The organism is Salmonella enterica subsp. diarizonae (genome assembly GCF_008692785.1).
GTDB classification, from domain to species: Bacteria; Pseudomonadota; Gammaproteobacteria; order Enterobacterales; family Enterobacteriaceae; genus Salmonella; species Salmonella diarizonae.
Genome location: NZ_VXJV01000006.1, coordinates 12,655 through 30,481 on the forward strand (window position 1 = coordinate 12,655; position 17,827 = coordinate 30,481).

Consider the following 17,827-nt stretch of genomic DNA (forward strand, 5'->3'; position numbering starts at 1 on the left):
TCCCTCAATAACATAAAGAGTTTACCTTGGTTTAATACTATCCAGGCCCATATAATCCTGAAGAACTTGAGGGATGGCCACACTACCATCCGGCTGTTGATAGTTTTCCAGGATGGCTAATATAACACGACTGGTCGCGATAGCAGTGCCATTAAGCGTATGAACATATCCCCGCAGCGATTTATCATTATTTTGATATCGAATCCCTAAACGACGTGCCTGGAAATCAGTGCAGTTGCTCGCTGAAGTGACCTCGCCATATTCTCCACCGTCTTTGCCAGGCATCCAGGCTTCAATGTCATATTTCTTAGACGCCGGAGCGCCAAGATCTCCAGCGCAGATTCGCAACACACGATAAGGCAGATTGAGTAACTGATAAATCTCTTCTTCAATTTGCAGGATCTCTTCATGCAAACGCTGGCTATCCTCGGGCGCGCAAAAGACAAACATTTCAACTTTGTTGAACTGGTGTACGCGATACAGTCCCTTAGATGTCCTCCCCGATGCACCAGCCTCAGTGCGGAAACAGTGGCTCAGGGCAACATATTTTAACGGCAGCTTATCCAGTGCTAATGTTTCATCAGAGTGCATCCCCCCTACAGTAATTTCCGCAGTGGCAATAAGACTCAAATCCGTACTCTCAACCCGATAAATGTTGCTTTCATTGCCTCTGGGTGAAAAACCGATCCCTTCCAGAATTGAATTCTTTGCTAAATCAGGGGTTTGTAGCGGAATGAAACCGTGTTTCTGCACAATCTTTAGAGCAAAGGCTTGCAGGGCCAAATCCAGCATGACGGCTTCATTTTTTAAGAAATAGAATTTTTTCCCCGCAACCTTCGTTCCTGACTCGAAATCAATGAGATCTAACCGCTGCCCGATCTCAAGATGATCCCGGGCATTGTCTATTGCTGGCAGCGCCCCCCAACGTTTGATTTCGACGTTCTCATTATCACTTAACCCTTGAGGCGTGTCTGAGGGGATCCAGTTAGGTAGAGTCAGCATCGCCGTCTGGAAACTCTCCCGATACATCTTCTCCTGAGGCTCAAGATCCACTATCGATCTTTTAAGTGCACTCGCCTGCTGAATAGCCTCGCGATCCAGAGAGCCGTCTGTTCCGATTTTACGGGATAATTGATTCATGCTGGCACGCAGCGAGTCCAGTTTCTGCGTGCACGCTTTGTATTTCGAATACGCCAGGACGATCTCATCCACATTGCATTGAATACCACGGGAAACCACGTTACGCTTCATTTCATCCATTCTGGCACTCAATTCTTGCATATCTATCATACAGGCTCCATTAATCATATTCCTTGAGTGTTTTACCAGGTCACCGTGACCAGTCATACGATAAAAAACACACAGCATCAGGAACGGCCGACAGCAACTGGCTGTCGACCGCTCTCGCATATTACTCTGCGGTGTACATTACAACCATGACATCGCGATACCCCGTGTCAGCTTGCTTTTCGCACTCAATATTCGTGACGCCGTGCATGGTCTGCCGATCGTCTAAAAGGATAAAGTCCCCCGGATCGCGCATCAGCATTGAACTTAACCGCGTGTGACCATCAGCGCTATACATGGAACTCTCCCCGCCAACAACGGACTGCCTGTCGCTCAGAATGGTAAGAACATAATCTGCACCGTCACGGTGAATACCCTCTGGCGTAGGTGAACCCGGTTCACGACGCTGGGCAGAAATACGATTCTGGAATATTCGCGCACGCCAGAGGGTTTCCGGGTGCTTTACCGCCAGTATCCGGGCGCACTCCAGCAAAATATGACAGAATGCCTCATTGCTAATCGTCTCTGGCGCAATGGACAGGTAATGCCGATCAACATCGCCGTTCAGGTAATTCAGGGCCTTTGACTGCCTGTAGGGCACCTGCGGCTGCACCTCCACGCTCTGGCGGGCCGGATCGACGAGAAACTCGGCGTAGCGCCGGCTGCGATAAGTCCCCCCGTCCGCCATGTACCCGTCCTGCTGCAAATCAAACCAGCTTTTTGCAAAGTTTCTCCACGCCGTCGTGCGGGTGATGGTATTAGAAAAGGCTTCATCAACATTTCCCGTAATATAGAATTTGTCGGTAAGGTCAGATGCCATATCCGTGTATTTAGCGATATTCACTTCATCAGTCATATTCATTTTTATTAATCCGTTTGAGTTATTTTTGATTAACCAGTGAATGGGGATAAACAGAGCTAACCTCTTCCAGCTCTTTTAGCGTGCGCGCTCCACGAATAGCCGCTATTTCCTTTTCCCATTCATCCCGTTCAGTTAAATAAAGCGGCTGCTGCGCACGTATTGAACACGCATCAGCTACGCCTTCCCGTAGAATATATTCCACGTCGCCAGTGATTTTTTCTTTATACTGGTTGATAAACTGTTCTACTGACATTTTTAACCCTGAGAACCAGCGACCTTCGATGGCTTCTCTCACCCATACCTGCTCGAGCGATATTTTTTCGCGTAAGAGCTCAGGATCTAATGTCGCCATCTCAAGGTGGCGACAGGCATTCATCAGCAAACAGGCTGCGGGCGCCTCACGAACCTCAAGCACCTTTTCACCGTCATCCAGATGTTCCAGGCCACAGTATCGTCCGATTCCGTAGGCACCAACGCGATGATTCAGCTCAGCAATCAACTCGACCAACGGGAGCCGGACCCCGTCAACAGAGACGGGAACGCCCTCTTCAAAGCGAACCGCTATTCGGGCTGGCCCTCGTTCCCCCACAGGCTGCGCCGTCCAGGTAAACAGTTCAGCCGGAACCCGAAAATCTTCCGGATTGTCCAGCCAGCCGGACTCAAACTCCCGACACCAAAGATTGGCATCCCCGCTCGTACCACGCGCTTCAAACATACTCAGGCCACAGCGTTGCAATGCCTCAAGCTTTTCCTGACGAGTCAATGCTGAATATTCGTACGGGCTACCGTAAAAACCGTCAAAACCCAGTTGGCGGAGCGCGCCGTTCAGGCGGCGCAGGCTGTTTTGTGACTGGTTGGCTGTATGAATGATGGCATCGCATCCATGCTGCGCCGCGACCTCAATAGCGATGCGGCAAATCAGCGGCCGGGACAAAGAGGCACTGATCGGGTACAGCCCCATGTATTGCGCATTACAGCGCAAGGCTGGCAATACCGCCTCCCGGGCAAAGATTTCGCGCCCATCAATGACAATAGACCGCGCGCCAAAGTGTCCGGCGATATTCGCCAGGTCTTCACGTTCGACCCCTTCCCCCATATCGATAGTGAGGGCTATGATCTCACAGTGCTCGTATTTTGCTAATTCGCTGAGCACGTAGCTGCTGTCTAACCCACCGCTAAGCAGGGTCAAAATTCGCTTGCAGCGCCCCGTGATATATTCTAAATCCGCAAAACTGCGAATTTTCTGTTGCTTATTCATAACAGTCCTTTTTTTCTAAAATGACTCATCAAACTGCGTGAGAGCGTCGTAGTTCACACAGAGCTGCTGAATACGCAGAGCTATCGGCGTAACATTTTCCTGGAACAACATGCTGTAGTGAGTGCCATTCACTGGCGTAATTGTTAATCCAGCCCTCACCCTGTTGGCCCAAAACTCACCGGGATCCGTGTCTGAATCTCTGGCAATAAACAGATCTATATTCCCGTCGTAATCTGGGATCTGGTATTTATAATAAGCCTCCTGCAATGTTGAGAAGACCTGGTAAATATATTCCAGCTCATTTCTTGTAATATTGACCCGCTCTTCACCGCTGGATTGCATCCTGCCGAGAATTGCTTCGAACAAGGCGCTTTCCGTCGACGAAAGTGCATCATTATTTCCCCCACCCGTCTGCGGCGTCAGCCAGCCAATCCGCTGAAGAAATTCGTAAAATTCCACTCGAACTTCGCGTTCATCAGGCATCGTGTCACGGGTATGTGGATAGCTGTCAATAAGCAGCGTCCCCAGTGGTATACAACCGTTTTTCATTGCCAGTCGCGTCATCTCATACGCAATGAGCCCTCCAGCTGACCACCCCACAAGGATCCACGGCGTCTGAATAATGTCAGACAGCTGGTGAAGATAATTTGCAGCGATTTCAGGAACGCTAGCCTCCGGTCTAGTCAACGTATCGAGATCGACGGCGCTGATGCCTGTCACGTCCATCTCCTTACTCAACGCGCCAATCAACGGAGCGTAAGCTTCCCCAATTCCCCCGCCTCCGCCGGGATGAATACAGACGAGCTTAACGGGTGAACGACCGCGACGCAGATGAACCAGATTCGGCCTGTCCGACGTTGCCACGTCCTTCTTATCCTGGGCGGTCAGCTGTTTCGCCATCTGAGACAGAACGGGATTGGCAAAGAGATCCCGTAATGCAAACTCAACGCCCAGCGTAGCGTTGATGCCTTCTATGAGCCTCAGAGCAAGCAGAGAATGTCCCCCCAGCTCAAAGAAGTGATCGGTACGCCCCACCCTAGAAACCCCCAGCAGTTGCTGCCAGATCTCCGCCAACGCCATTTCCACGTGGCCCTTCGGCGCGGCATACTCCCGAGTGGCCAGTGACGTCAGATCCGGTTCAGGCATCGCATTACGATCGACTTTTCCGTTTGGCGTAAGTGGGAAAGCCGGTAGGGTGACTATTGCCGTAGGTACCATAAACTCGGGCAACGTTTGCGAAGCGTGAGCGCGCAGCACTGCAACCGGGGATGTCCCCAAATCCGCGTTAGCCACAATATAAGCAACAAGCCGTTTTTCGCCTGTGCGATCCTCACGGACCATAACAATGCACTCGCGAACGGCAGGATGCGCCTGTAAACACGCTTCAATTTCCCCGAGTTCAATACGGAATCCCCGCAGCTTCACCTGATGATCGTTACGTCCCAGATATTCAATGGTCCCGTCTCTGCGCCAACGGGCCAGATCTCCGGTACGATACAGCCTCATTCCCGGTTCCTCCGAGTACCTATCGGGGATGAAACGTTCAGCAGTTAACTCCGGTTGCCAGAGATAGCCGCGCGCCAGCCCGGCCCCGCCGATGTACAGTTCACCAGCCACGCCAACGGGCTGCAACAATCCTTGACCGTTAAGGATCCTCACGGTGGTTTCTGCGACAGGAGTACCAATCGAGATCGGCGTGTCGACATCCTCAATACGCTGACAGGTTGACCAGACCGTCGTCTCCGTCGGGCCATACATGTTCCAGAAACGACGCGTGGCGCAAACCAGTCGATTGCATAACTCCCGATCGAGCGCCTCTCCACCACACAGCGCTGTGAGCTGTGGACTACCCTGCCAGCCAGCTTCCAGCATCATTCGCCATGTCGACGGCGTTGCCTGCATGAAAGTAACGTCTCGATGGGCCACGAGCCGGGCAAGAGCGGCACCATCGCGCATCTCTTTACGACTGGTTAAGACAATTCGACCTCCGGTGATGAGCGGTAAATAGAGCTCCAGCACCGCGATATCAAATGACGGCGTCGTCACGGCAAGCATGCCATCATTCGCCGTAAAGCCCAGACGGTCGCGCATTGCATACAGGAAGTTGATGACTGCACCGTGGGGCAGCATCACGCCTTTCGGGCGTCCGGTCGATCCTGAGGTATAGATAATGTAGGCAAGGTTCTCGGGCGTCAGCCCCACCAGCACAGGTTCGGGATCGCAGTCTGAAACGCCAGAGACCAGCGGGCTATGGCCTTCATCATCCAGAACGAGGCAAGGTATGCCGGTGCTGCCATAGGGGGCCACATCATCTTCACCGCCCAGTAAGAGCTTCGGCTGGCAGTGTCGCAGCATGTATTCGACCCGCTCCTCCGGATAACCAGTATCAAGGGGAACGTAGGCCGCGCCTGCTTTCAGGACGCCCAGAAGTGCCACCAGCATCGCGGGGGTTCGCTCCAGCAGGAGCGCTACGCGATCGTCCGGGCCAATACCGGAATGAATCAGATGATTTGCCAGCCGATTCGCCCGACGGTTAAGCTCGCCGTAGGTGTACGATTGCTGTCTGAATACCAGCGCAAGACGCTGTGGATTTTCCTGCGCATTACGCTCAAACAAGTGATGCAACAAATACCCGGTCGGATAACCCGCACGCGTCGCATTGAAGGATGTCAGCAGTTGATAGCGTTGCTGCTCCCCCAGCATATCCACCCCAGAAAGGCGGCGCGTGCTATCCACCGCCACGTCTCGCAGAACGTTCAGCAGGTGGCTGCTGAAACGTAACATTGTCTCCTCGTCCCATAAGCCGGTGAGGTACTCAATGTGGCCAGATACCTCATTAGCCGTTTCGGTCAGCTCAAGGTTAAGGTCGATTTTCGCACTGTGGGTACGACCTTCGCGCCCCTCCAGTTCCAGGCCTGTCATCTGCAGCTGATGGTCGGGCGAGTAGAGGCCAAACATCACCTGAAAAATCGCCTGCCGTGAAAGATCGCGTACCGGCTGTAGCGCCTCCACGATCCGCTCAAAGGGGACGTCCTGGTTCTCGTAAGCTTCAAGCGCGGTCTGCCGCGTCCGGTGCAGCAGCGTCTCAAACGACGGGTCGCCGGACAGATCTCCGCGCAACGCCAGCGTGTTGGCGAAAAAACCAATCATCGGTTCCGTTTCCGCCAGCATACGCCCCGCGACGGGCGAGCCGACCACGACATCGTCCTGACCGCTCCAGCGCGACAGCACCACCTGAAATGCCGCCAGCAGCACCATATAAAGGGTCACCCCCTGGCGCTGCGCCAGGGCTCGCAGCGCTTCAACCGTTTCGGGAGCAAGCGTGACCGGCACATGTGCCCCGCGATAGCTTGCCACTGCCGGTCTGGGGCGATCTGTCGGCAGCTCCAGCCCGGCCGGTGCGCCCTGAAGTTTGTTTTTCCAGTACGCCAGGCGCCGCGCCGCTTCCGGCTTATCCAGCATCTGCCTCTGCCACAGCGCAAAGTCGGCAAACTGAACAGGCAGTTCCGGCAGGATAGCTTCACGCTCTTCCACCCTGGCGGTGTAGAGCTCGCACAGCTCGCGCGCCAGGACGTCGACAGACCAGCCGTCGCAAATAATGTGGTGGGCGACAAAGGCGAGCACATGCCGTTCAGCAGATAGCCGGTAAAGCCGGAAGCGATACAGCGGGCCGGTTTGCAGTTCAAACTTATACTCAGCTACCGTCTGCAAGACATTATCGAGCGCATATTCCGGGACAGATTGCGACACAAGGGACTCATTCTCGGCTGGCACGATCGTTTGAACGGCCGTGCCGTTGCTGTTACGGAATACTGTACGTAAACTTTCGTGGCGGCAAATCACCTGATTAATTGCCCACTCCAGCGCGGCGGTCTGTAGCTCGCCGCGCATCTCGAGCGACCAAGGTACATTATAGGCCACCCCGGCCTCAACCAGACGGTCGAGGAACCAAAGACGCTCCTGAGAAAATGACAGTCTCAGCGGCTGATTGCCGTCCCGTGGCGTAATGCCAATCGGAGAAGAGCCCTCCTCCCGGGCCTGATAATGCGCCAGCCGTGATGCCAGTTGCACAATTACTGGCGCATCAAAAATCTCACGCAGCGGCAGCTCGGCTCCGAGACGCGCACGTACCATTGCCACCATGCGCATGGCAAGCAGGGAGTGTCCACCTAGCGCGAAGAAATCGTCCTCAATCCCGACCTCAGGACAATTTAGCAACAGGCCCCAGATTTCGCAGAGCGCAAACTCTTCTGAAGTCCGCGGCGGCACGGCTTGGCGCTGACGCGTCACGAAAGTTGGCGGTGGTAATGCATTACGATCAACCTTGCTGTTTGGGGTTAACGGCAGTGCGCCCAGCGTCACGAAAGCCGCCGGAATCATATGTTCTGGCAGGAACCGGCGCAGATATACCTGCACCTCGGCAGTCTGCAATGCCGGATCCTTCAGCACAAGGTAAGCAACAAGCTGCAGCGGCTTTTGCTCACTGGACCAGGGAACGACAATCGCCTGGTGGATACCGGGGTGCGCCAGCAAGCAGGTATCAATTTCGCCCGTTTCTACCCGGAAGCCGCGTATTTTAACCTGGTGATCGATTCGGCCAAGATATTCGAGCACGCCTCTGGCTGTCCATCGGGCAAGATCGCCAGTGCGATACATTCTCTGCCCGTCACTGAAAGGATCCGGGAGGAAGCGTTCAGCGGTGATGTCTGGTCGGTTGAGGTAACCACGAGCCAGCCCCGCTCCGGCGATATACAATTCACCGGGCACCCCAACCGGGCATAAATTGAAATACCTGTCCAGCACGTACAGTCGGGTATTGCTTAGCGGAGCACCAATCGGCACGACCAGACGATCTTCATCGGCAGAGCACTGATGCCAGCTTACCTCTACAGAGGTTTCCGTTGGACCGTATTGGTTATGTAGTCTGCAGTCAAAACGTTGGGAAAAATCCTGTAGCAGTGACGGGGGCAACGCCTCACCACCGACAATAAAATCGCGGACCCGACGCAGGGTATGCGGCGACACAATGTCCACCAGAGCCTGAAGCATCGATGGCACCATATGCATAACCGTGACCCGGGACGACTCAATTAAACTGGACAGATAGCTCAGGTCGCGATGCCCTTCGGGGCTGGTCACTACCAGCCCCGCACCATTGAGTAGCGGCCAAAAGAGCTGCCAGACAGAGACATCAAAACTAACAGGCGCATTCTGGAGCACGCGGTCGTCGGGGGTCAGCCGGTGCGTTCTTTGCATCCAGCTCAGGTGATTCAGGATGCTGAAGTGGCTAATCATCACCCCTTTAGGACGCCCCGTAGAACCTGATGTATAAATGACGTACGCGAGATGATGAGCATTGATGTTGCGCGCTTTCCGGGGCGGGAGCGCCGTCTCTGAAGTTTCGTCATCAATGAACATGCAGCAGGCAGACGTCTCCGGCAGCCTCGCCAGGAGACGGCGCTGGGTCAACACAACGGGAACCTGCGCATCCTCCAGCATATAAGCGATCCGGTCTGGCGGATAATCCGTATCCAGCGGCAGGTAGGCAGCTCCAGACTTCAGGATCCCCAGCAGCCCGGAAATCATCTCAATGGAGCGCTCCACAAACAGCCCGACCACGCAATCCGGGCCAATCCCCGCGTGCACGAGGCGGGAAGCCACCTGCTCCGCCCGACGGTCCAGTTCACGATAGTCGATCTCCTCGCCATCAAAATAGACGGCGAGCGCATCGGGCGTTTGCTCTGCCTGAGCCTCAAACAACGACGCGATGCATTGATCGTGGGGGTAATCTTCCGCCGTGTTGTTCCATTCGGTAAGCAACTGATATTGCCCGGCAGCCGTCAGCAGCGGCTGCTGCGATAGAGGGCATTCAACGGTGTCGGGCAGAGATTGCAGCAACGTTGATAAGCACTGGACAATCTGTTCTGCGCTTTCCTTGTCCCAGAGATCGAGGGCATACTCTAGCTGACCTGAAAGCCCATCACGGGTCTCCGTTAGCTCAAGCGCAAGATCGAACTTTGCGCTTTCTGGTAGCCTCTCTTCGGCGCGCAGGGATATCCCCGGCATCTGTAGATCGCTGAACTGCGGATGCAAGGCCAGCATCACCTGAAAAATGGCCTGCCGTGAAAGATCTCGCACCGGCTGTAGCGCCTCCACGATCCGTTCAAAGGGGACGTCCTGGTTCTCGTAAGCTTCCAGCGCGGTCTGCCGCGTCCGGTGCAGCAGCGTCTCAAACGACGGGTTGCCGGACAAATCTCCGCGCAACGCCAGCGTGTTAGCGAAAAAGCCAATCATCGGTTCCGTTTCCGCCAGCATACGCCCCGCGACGGGCGAGCCGACCACGACATCGTCCTGACCGCTCCAGCGCGACAGCACCACCTGAAATGCCGCCAGCAGCACCATATAAAGGGTCACCCCCTGGCGCTGCGCCAGGGCTCGCAGCGCTTCAACCGTTTCGGGAGCAAGCGTGACCGGCACATGTGCCCCGCGATAGCTTGCCACTGCCGGTCTGGGGCGATCTGTCGGCAGCTCCAGCCCGGCCGGTGCGCCCTGAAGTTTGTTTTTCCAGTACGCCAGGCGCCGCGCCGCTTCCGGCTTATCCAGCATCTGCCTCTGCCACAGCGCAAAGTCGGCAAACTGAACAGGCAGTTCCGGCAGGATAGCTTCACGCTCTTCCTCCCTGGCGGTGTAGAGCTCGCACAGCTCGCGCGCCAGGACGTCGACAGACCAGCCGTCACAGACGATATGATGAAGTACTATGGCTAACGAAAAGTTTCTGTCGCCGGATTGCAGCAGTTCAAAGCGGTATAGCGGCCCGCGCGTTAAATCAAATTCCCGGTTAGCGAGCTGGTTTAAACGCTGTTCGCATTCACCTGTGGTCAGAGACTCAACGTCAAGAGACAAGGTTTCAGCAGGCATAATCTCCTGCAGACACTCACCGTCACGTTCCTGAAACCGGGTCCGCAGGGAGTCATGTCGGGCAACGATCACGTTCAGCGCTGCGTTCAATGCAGGGATATTAACCTCGCCCTGCATTTGCAGGTGCCAGACTATCGTATATGCCGCTTTGCTACCCCCCAGACGGTCGAGAACCCAGAGCCTTTCCTGGGTAAATGAAGCCCGGCAGTAACGTCCATGCTGCACTGGCCGCAATTCTGTCTCAGCGCGGCTGGCACCGGCATCCGCCAGCGCCCTTGCGATAGCCCGCGGCGTCGGGTCAGGGAAAAACAGGGAAGGTACGATGTCCACGGTGACTCGGGTACGCAACAGGGCCATCACTTTCATCGCCTGCAACGAATTTCCGCCCAGATAAAGAAAGTTATCAGTCGCGCCGATACGCTGTAGTCCCAGTACCTCAGCCATAGCCTGGGCAATATCTAGCTCGATACCCTGCTGCGGTTCAACATAGGCCGTAAGAGGAGGCTTATTCTCATCCGGAATGCGCAATGCCTGACGGTTAATCTTCCCGGTCGCCGTTGTGGGAAGGACGTCGTTGAGAACATAGGTGGTCGGACGCATATATGGCAGCAGCGTTGTCTCAGCGTAGCGACGCAATGAGTCGATCAGCGCATCTTCAGCATCATACGTCCCCTCACGCACGGCGAGGAAAGCGACAAGACGCTGCTGGTCAGCATCGAAAACGATAGCCGCTTGTTTCACAGACGGATGGTCACACAGCAGGTTTTCAACTTCCCCTGGCTCAATACGGTAACCACGTAGTTTTATCTGGCTGTCGATCCGCCCAAGATGAATCAGATCGCCGCTCGCCAGCCTGATGACTTTATCGCCGGTCCTCAGGACCCGCACGTTCTCACCCTCAATATTCAGGGAGACAAATCGCTGCCCTTCCTGATCCGGGCGATTCAGATAACCATTACACAGCGAGAGTCCCGCTATGCATAGCTCGCCAGCCTGTCCATCCGGGAGCGGTTGCTGTCCCGCATCCACTACCACCATCGATGTCCCCTCAAACGGCTTGCCGACAGGCACATAGTGGCTTCCATAGTCCGGGGGAGCTGTCCAGCCCCAGGTATCAAAGGTCGTGATGTCCGCACAGCTCTCCGTCAGGCCATACTGATTAATCAGATGCGCCTCAGGCATCGCTATCCGAAAGCGTTCGCATAGCGAAACGGTTAACGCCTCTCCGCTCACTACCCAAAGCTGCAACGCCGGGACGACACGTGAAAGCGAGGGGTAGATTTCCAGCCATGTCGCCAACAGGGAGGGCACCATACATATACGACGTATCTTTAGCGTCGCCAGTTCCGGCAGCAGGCGCGAAGGATCACGCAACAGGTCATCATTCAGCACGCAGAGTGCATGCCCTGCACACAGCGGTCCAAAAATTTCCCAGAAGGAGTCGACCGTAGTGAAAGCGGTATTGAGGAAACAGCGCTCTCCCCTGATGAAGGGCTGGTGCGACCACATAGCCTGGAGCCTTACGACACAGGCGCGATGACTACCGAGCACGCCTTTTGGTTGCCCTGTCGATCCAGAGGTATAGAGAACCCACGCCACATCGGAAGACGTCACAGGATGAGCGGGACGGGTATCCACTGCGGTTTGCGCCGCTGCGGCCAGGGCTTTCCCGGACAATACCATCACGTCGGTCGTGGCAAAATGCACCAGTTGCGCGTCATCGGCCACGACCAAAATAGCCTGGCTGTCACGCAGCATAAACGCTCGCCGTTCGGCGGGTGCCTCTGTCGAAATGGGCAGATAGGCCGCACCCGACTTCAGAATGGACAGCAACGTTGCAATAGCCATCGCAGAGCGCTGCATACACAGGCCGACCACACTCCCCGCAGTGACGCCATGCTCTCTGAGAGGTTCAGAAAGGCGGTTAGCAAGCGTGTTTAGCTCCTGAAAGGTAAGCGTCATCTCATCTGAAACTAAGGCTACCTCGTCAGGCGTTTTTCTGACCTGCTCTTCGAACAGTGACACCAGCGTCATCGCAGCAGGAAAATCTACTATATTATTTATTTTCATATGGTTACGGGTAAACCTGGCGTGTCGGACGGATCACGACATTGTTAAAGTGCACATGCGGTGGCTGACTCACAGCAAACATGAGGAAGTTAGCGACATCGTCACCCGTCACAAAAGGGCCGCTCTGCTGCTCATATGCAGCAAAGGCCTGCGCATCGTACCCGGCCACTTCCTGGAATTCCGATTTCACGGTTCCCGGTTCGATAAGGGTGACGCGCACCCAGTGTTCGCAAACTTCACGTCTGAGCGCTTCCGCGAGGGAATTAACCGCGTACTTGGTCGCACCATAGATGGGATTAACGGGTGACAGATGCCGTCCGACAATGGAGCCCAGGATGATAATGTCCTGCGCCAGCGGCTGCCCGGCGCGTCTTTTCGCACGTTCAACCATGACCTGTGCCGCTGACTTCATCTGCGCCATGGCAGATAAACAGTTCAACTCAAATAACGATGCCCACAACGACTGGTCGGACTGGAGCAACGAGCCCGGCAGCCCGCGCCCCGCATTCACAACGAAGATATCTGGCGTTTCACCAAACGCCGCCTGACTGGCGGCCATCAATTTGACGAGGGTTTCCTCTTTGTTGATATCTCCCGTCACCCCTACGAAGCGCCGTTCGCCGTAGCGTTTTTCAGCCCCAGTAGTCATATCGTCAAGCCTTTGGGCGCGCCTGGCATTTCCCACCACCCGGACGCCAGCCTCCAGTAACGCGTTAACAATGCTATAACCTATCCCTGCGCTGGCGCCTGTCACGACAGCAATACGATTTTCAAAATTGTTCATGTAAGCCTCAGGATGTCATGCTGTGAAAATTAGACTTTTGTCGAGCCGGGGAGAAAACCTCTCTCCACGCAGCAAGCTAAAAAGCGAGTAAACCAGGCCCGATCCACCGGGGGAATTTCTGCATCCAGACGTTTCAGCAAGGTGTGCGTGACGGCAGCATCGATGCGGACCTTACGCGAGGGCCGCGTCGACCACATTTGGCCCAGAGCCGCTTCGCGAGGAAAATCTGCATCCATCTTGCGCAGCGCCGACAAGTACTTTTCGGTACTCGCCAGTTGCACAGAGAATCCGGAGGCTTGTAACACCTCCACCAGGTCGTTATGCATAAATTCCGCATCAGGCGTCATGTGGAATGTTCTGCCCGAGATACAGGTATTCATCACAATCCTGACGATCGCATGCGCAAGATCGTCAACCCGGCAGAGCAAAAGGTCTTCCTCACGGTCAGGGATCAGTCCGCTCAGCACATAGGTGTTCAACGACTGCATCAACCGGTTGCTTTCAATGTTGATCTGGAAGGTTCCCGTTGAATCTGCAGACACGCTGCCGGTTCGGTAAATGCATGCGCTCCCGCCCTCCCGGATAAATGCCCTGACGACAAGTTCGGCCTCATATTTGCTTTGCTCATACGGCGTCATAAAGCTTTGCCCGATGTGCAAATGATCTTCACTGAAGCTTTGCTTATCCGTTACGATGCCCGCCACGCTCAGTGTCGAGACAAAATGAAGCCGCTTGGCGCGTTCCATGTGGCAAAACTCGACGATGGCGCAGGTGCCCTCCACGTTGGTCTGGCGAAGTTCATCCAGAGGCGCCATCAGCCGCACATCCGCAGCGGCATGGACCACCGTATCGATTTCTCTTGCCAGCCGGGTGAACGCTGCCGGAGCAAGGCCAAAGCCGACTGAGTTCAGGCTCCCCTCATGAACCACCACCCGGGCGCTCAATGCATCACGATCGGCGTGCGGGAAGTACCAGCAGAAGCGTTCCCACAACCGTTCCTGAGCAGAGCGCTGATCGTCGCCACGTACCAGGCAATGCACGACACAGCCAGGGGTTGCCAGCAACATTTTTAGCAAGTAGATGCCGATAAAGCCGGTCGCTCCTGTCAGCAGCACCGCCCGAAGCGCACCGGAGGGTCGAGTTTCACGCAACCCACTGAGGGCGGACGGAATATACGTGAGAAGACCCGTGCTGTTGTGCTCGCTGAACAAGGTTGAGGTTTGTTCCGCAACCGCATTCACGCCCGTCTTCTGCAGGGCATCATTGAGCAGCCCAATAAACCGCTCCCCAATACGGGTAATGGTCTGACGGGAATGGACATTACTGGAGTAGGACAAATCAAGTGTCAGCCGGTTCGCCACCACGCGTCCCGTCAGCTTCAGTAGATGCACGCGAGATACATCAGGGTGTCGCGCGGCTCCGGGATAGAGGTTCGACCATGACCAGCCAAGCGACGCATCAGAATCGAGGCCAAAATGACCGAGAAAGTTAAAACAGAGTTCAGACCCTTTAACGCTTTTCCGGGGAGCATCGGATAAGTAGCGGCGGATACCGTATAGTGCGCCAGCGTCGGCTTGCTTTTCCGCCAGGTTCGCCAGTCGGCGGGCCGTAAGAAGAACAGGTTCGCCATCCACAACTTCGGCTATCAGGGGATAGACGGCAGTAAACCATCCCATCGCACGGTTCATCTCCAGCTCATCCTCGAACAGCTGGCGCCCGTGGCTTTCAATATCAACAGACAGATGCGTGCCGCCGGATGCCAGAACGTCAGCGACGCTGCGCACATACGCGGCCAATAGCAGGTGTTGAATCGCCACGCAGTGCTGTCGGGGAATATCACGCAACAGCGCGTGAGACTGCCGCTCGTCAAACCCAATCCAGAGCGTGTTTGCGCTTCCTTCGCTGTTTGGACCCAGCCTAAAATCATTACGCAGCTTCGCGAGGTTTGCGGCTGCTTCCGGGTATACCTCCTCCGCAGGCAGAGTCGCCGCCAGCGTCTTCAGTTGACGAGACCAGGACCAGTACAGCCGCGGTTCAATCGCCACGCTGCGCTGGATATTATCCCGGGCCGATTCGTATAATCGCGCCAAATCGTCAATCAGAATTCGCCACGAGACGCCGTCAATTACCAGATGATGACAAACCATCAGCAGGCGATCGTGACCGTCGAGCCCCTTCAGTAGCCATATACGCAAGAGCTGGCCTGTACGGATCGCAATCTCCTGATGCGCGCGTTCTATCATATTTTCCAGCTCTTCGGCGCTCCCCTGCAGCTCCAGGCAACGGAAAATGTCCGCCACTTCGCACACGTTATCCTCTACGCTCCAGCCTCCTGTACGCTGAATGAAGCAGGTCCCCAGAATCGGGTGCGCTTTCAGCAACCCGTCCAGCGCCTTGCGAAACGCCGCAACATTGATCTTCTGCGCCGCATCAATAACCATAGCCTGCGACCAGCGATCGACCCCCTGAGGAAACTGCTCAAAGAACCAGTGTTGAACAGGAGCCAGGTATCGTTCAGAGATGCCTTGCTGAGGGGAAACGGCGGGTTGAAGTTCAGTATCCATGGCCTGAATCAGCCGGGTAAACGTGGGATCCTGGTAAAAGTGCGAGGCGCGAACTGGATAGTTTTCATTCTGCAGCAGGGAAAGCAGCTGGATAGCCAGTATCGAATCACCGCCAGCGTCGTAAAAATTTTCATCATAGCGGTGAGGATGGCTCCCCAGACACTGACGCCATGCGGAAGCGGCAACCCGTTCGTTACCCTCCAGCCCGGCGACGTGGAGGGTATTCTCAACGTGCCGGGCGGGAACGGATAGCTGAGCTTTCAGCGCCTTATAATCCACTTTTCCATTGTCGGTGACGGGCATTGTGGACAGCAGTACTATCCGCCCCGGCATCATGTGCGCGGGAAGAATACGCGACAGTAAGCTCTGTATGGACAATACCGAATCCTCAGCGGGTTGCTTTGGAACGATACACGCTACCAGCTGCGAATGGCCGGGTCTGTCGCTGTCGCAGGCAAAGATTGCAGCAGATTCAACGTCATCTTCATAAGCGATCAGCGCCTCGATTGCGTCAGGATCGACGCGATAACCGCGGATTTTTACCTGACGATCTTTGCGACCGATAAAAATATACGCTCCTGTTTTCGACCTTCTGAAGAGATCTCCCGAGGCATAAAACGGACCGTCCGCCATTCGATGTGGCAGCCGATAAAATTTCGTAGTGGTCAGTTGAGGATCGTTGGTATAGCCGGCCGCTACGCCAGGGCCTCCTATCATTAATTCACCCACAGCCTCTCCGGCCAACCTCTGCCCTTCTTCATCGACCAGTTCAAAACGGCTTTGACCAATAGGAAAACCCACGGGCACCACGAGATCGTCAGGGACGTCATTCAGATTACGCATCGGAAAAAGTGCCACACCGACCGTGGTTTCAGTCGGACCATAATGGTTTGCCACGGCCCGTGCCCACCCCTTCTGAAACACCGTCCTGACACGCTCTGATTGCAAGGATTCCCCGCCGAAAATTAACCACTTAAGCGTAAAATCGGTGTAGTGATGCATCGTCAGGCTGGTAAAATGGGAAGGGGTAATTTTCACCACATCTATACGCTGCTCGCGCATATAACGTTGAAACTCGCACGCATCCCTACGCAGGGTGTCACTGATGAAATGCAGAGTTCCCCCGGTAAGGAGTGATAAAAAAAGGCTGGTATTACCAAGATCTGCCGATAAACTCGACATATAGGCGTAGCTGAGCGACTCGTTTATCGATAAAAGCGAGATGAGCGAGGTAGTGTAGTGCCAGATGCTGGCACGGGTAATATCCACCCCCTTTGATATCCCGGTAGAGCCTGACGTATAAATGGTATAAATCAGGTGATTCGCATCGATATCAGGGAAGCTATCGCGCGATACGTTGCGGCCCCGGTCACGTGAAAGATTGTCCATTGCAATATGCGCAATACCGAGGTCGGACAGCGCCTGAGCATGTCTGCTGACGGCTACCGCGGGGATATCGCCGCATCCCTGAAGGCGTTCAAAGGCATGGGTATCATGCCCGTCCCATTCAAGCGGGACATAACAGATACCTGCCCGAATAGACGCGCTAATCGCGACCAACGCCTCGATGCTTCGGTCAAGTACCAGGATTACCTTATTTCCGGAATGTCGATACGGGAGCAGCGTTTCGGCCAGTGCAGCGCTCAGTTCGTCAAGCTCGCCATAGCTCATCGCACAATCCGCATCAACGACCGCTATTCTGTCTTTATATAAGAGAAAAATATCTTCCAGGCTTATTTGTTGGCTCACAATATTCTCTCACTCTTCTGCGGTGATAACCGTTGCTCTGCACATTGCAATGTGAAAGGCCGCATATCGCGCCATTCTTTCCTGATATAATCCAGACAATCTTGTTTCTTGCCGATAAAACCAGAAACCTGCCACCCCTCCGGCAAAGGTAATTCAAGGAGCCAGATAGAAAATTGACCTTCGCTATTCTTCACGACGCTATATTCATCTTCTTTTCCTGTACCTTGTAAATCAATTGGACCCATACCCCCTCCAGTTTAAATAGGTTTAATCCGATAAATTTAATGTATTACAGTTGTCACAGATTATTCCGCTGTTTTTAAGCAAATGTGTAT

At 54.8% G+C, this 17,827-nt stretch carries 7 protein-coding genes; all 7 read right to left on the bottom strand.

Features of this window, described 5'->3' with window-relative positions:
* Positions 1–21 precede the first annotated feature (21 nt).
* The gene (gene tniS, locus F4V72_RS13295; protein ID WP_136058357.1) at positions 22–1,290 is read right to left on the bottom strand and encodes a serine--tRNA ligase; all 1,269 of its coding nucleotides are present in this window, start codon (positions 1,288–1,290) and stop codon (positions 22–24) included.
* Positions 1,291–1,411: 121 nt separating this feature from the next.
* Positions 1,412–2,149, bottom strand: a complete 738-nt coding sequence (gene tniD, locus F4V72_RS13300) for a 2OG-Fe dioxygenase family protein (RefSeq protein WP_136058358.1) — start codon at positions 2,147–2,149, stop codon at positions 1,412–1,414.
* Positions 2,150–2,168: 19 nt separating this feature from the next.
* Positions 2,169–3,407 carry an argininosuccinate synthase-related protein gene (gene tniG, locus F4V72_RS13305; RefSeq protein ID WP_136058359.1) on the bottom strand — a complete coding sequence of 413 codons (1,239 nt, stop codon included), beginning with the start codon at positions 3,405–3,407 and terminating at the stop codon, positions 2,169–2,171.
* 15 nt (positions 3,408–3,422) lie between these two features.
* Positions 3,423–12,395 (bottom strand): non-ribosomal peptide synthetase, encoded by an 8,973-nt coding sequence (gene tniN, locus F4V72_RS13310; RefSeq protein ID WP_150342465.1) that lies wholly within the window; start codon positions 12,393–12,395, stop codon positions 3,423–3,425.
* A gap of 4 nt (positions 12,396–12,399) precedes the next feature.
* The gene (tniO, locus tag F4V72_RS13315) at positions 12,400–13,179 is read right to left on the bottom strand and encodes an SDR family oxidoreductase (protein ID WP_023248689.1); all 780 of its coding nucleotides are present in this window, start codon (positions 13,177–13,179) and stop codon (positions 12,400–12,402) included.
* 29 nt (positions 13,180–13,208) lie between these two features.
* Positions 13,209–17,492 (bottom strand): non-ribosomal peptide synthetase, encoded by a 4,284-nt coding sequence (gene tniQ / locus F4V72_RS13320; RefSeq protein WP_136058363.1) that lies wholly within the window; start codon positions 17,490–17,492, stop codon positions 13,209–13,211.
* Positions 17,489–17,737 (bottom strand): MbtH family NRPS accessory protein, encoded by a 249-nt coding sequence (gene tniA / locus F4V72_RS13325; protein ID WP_023248691.1) that lies wholly within the window; start codon positions 17,735–17,737, stop codon positions 17,489–17,491. Before tniA ends, tniQ begins: the two co-directional genes overlap by 4 nt.
* Between the last annotated feature and the right edge of the window lie 90 nt (positions 17,738–17,827).

Bases quoted from the DNA above. Each gene is read 5' to 3' on its own strand.
- tniS (WP_136058357.1), bottom strand. From the start codon at position 1,290: ATGATAGATATGCAAGAATTGAGTGCCAGAATGGATGAAATGAAGCGT.
- tniD (WP_136058358.1), bottom strand. From the start codon at position 2,149: ATGAATATGACTGATGAAGTGAATATCGCTAAATACACGGATATGGCA.
- tniG (WP_136058359.1), bottom strand. From the start codon at position 3,407: ATGAATAAGCAACAGAAAATTCGCAGTTTTGCGGATTTAGAATATATC.
- tniN (WP_150342465.1), bottom strand. From the start codon at position 12,395: ATGAAAATAAATAATATAGTAGATTTTCCTGCTGCGATGACGCTGGTG.
- tniO (WP_023248689.1), bottom strand. From the start codon at position 13,179: ATGAACAATTTTGAAAATCGTATTGCTGTCGTGACAGGCGCCAGCGCA.
- tniA (WP_023248691.1), bottom strand. From the start codon at position 17,737: ATGGGTCCAATTGATTTACAAGGTACAGGAAAAGAAGATGAATATAGC.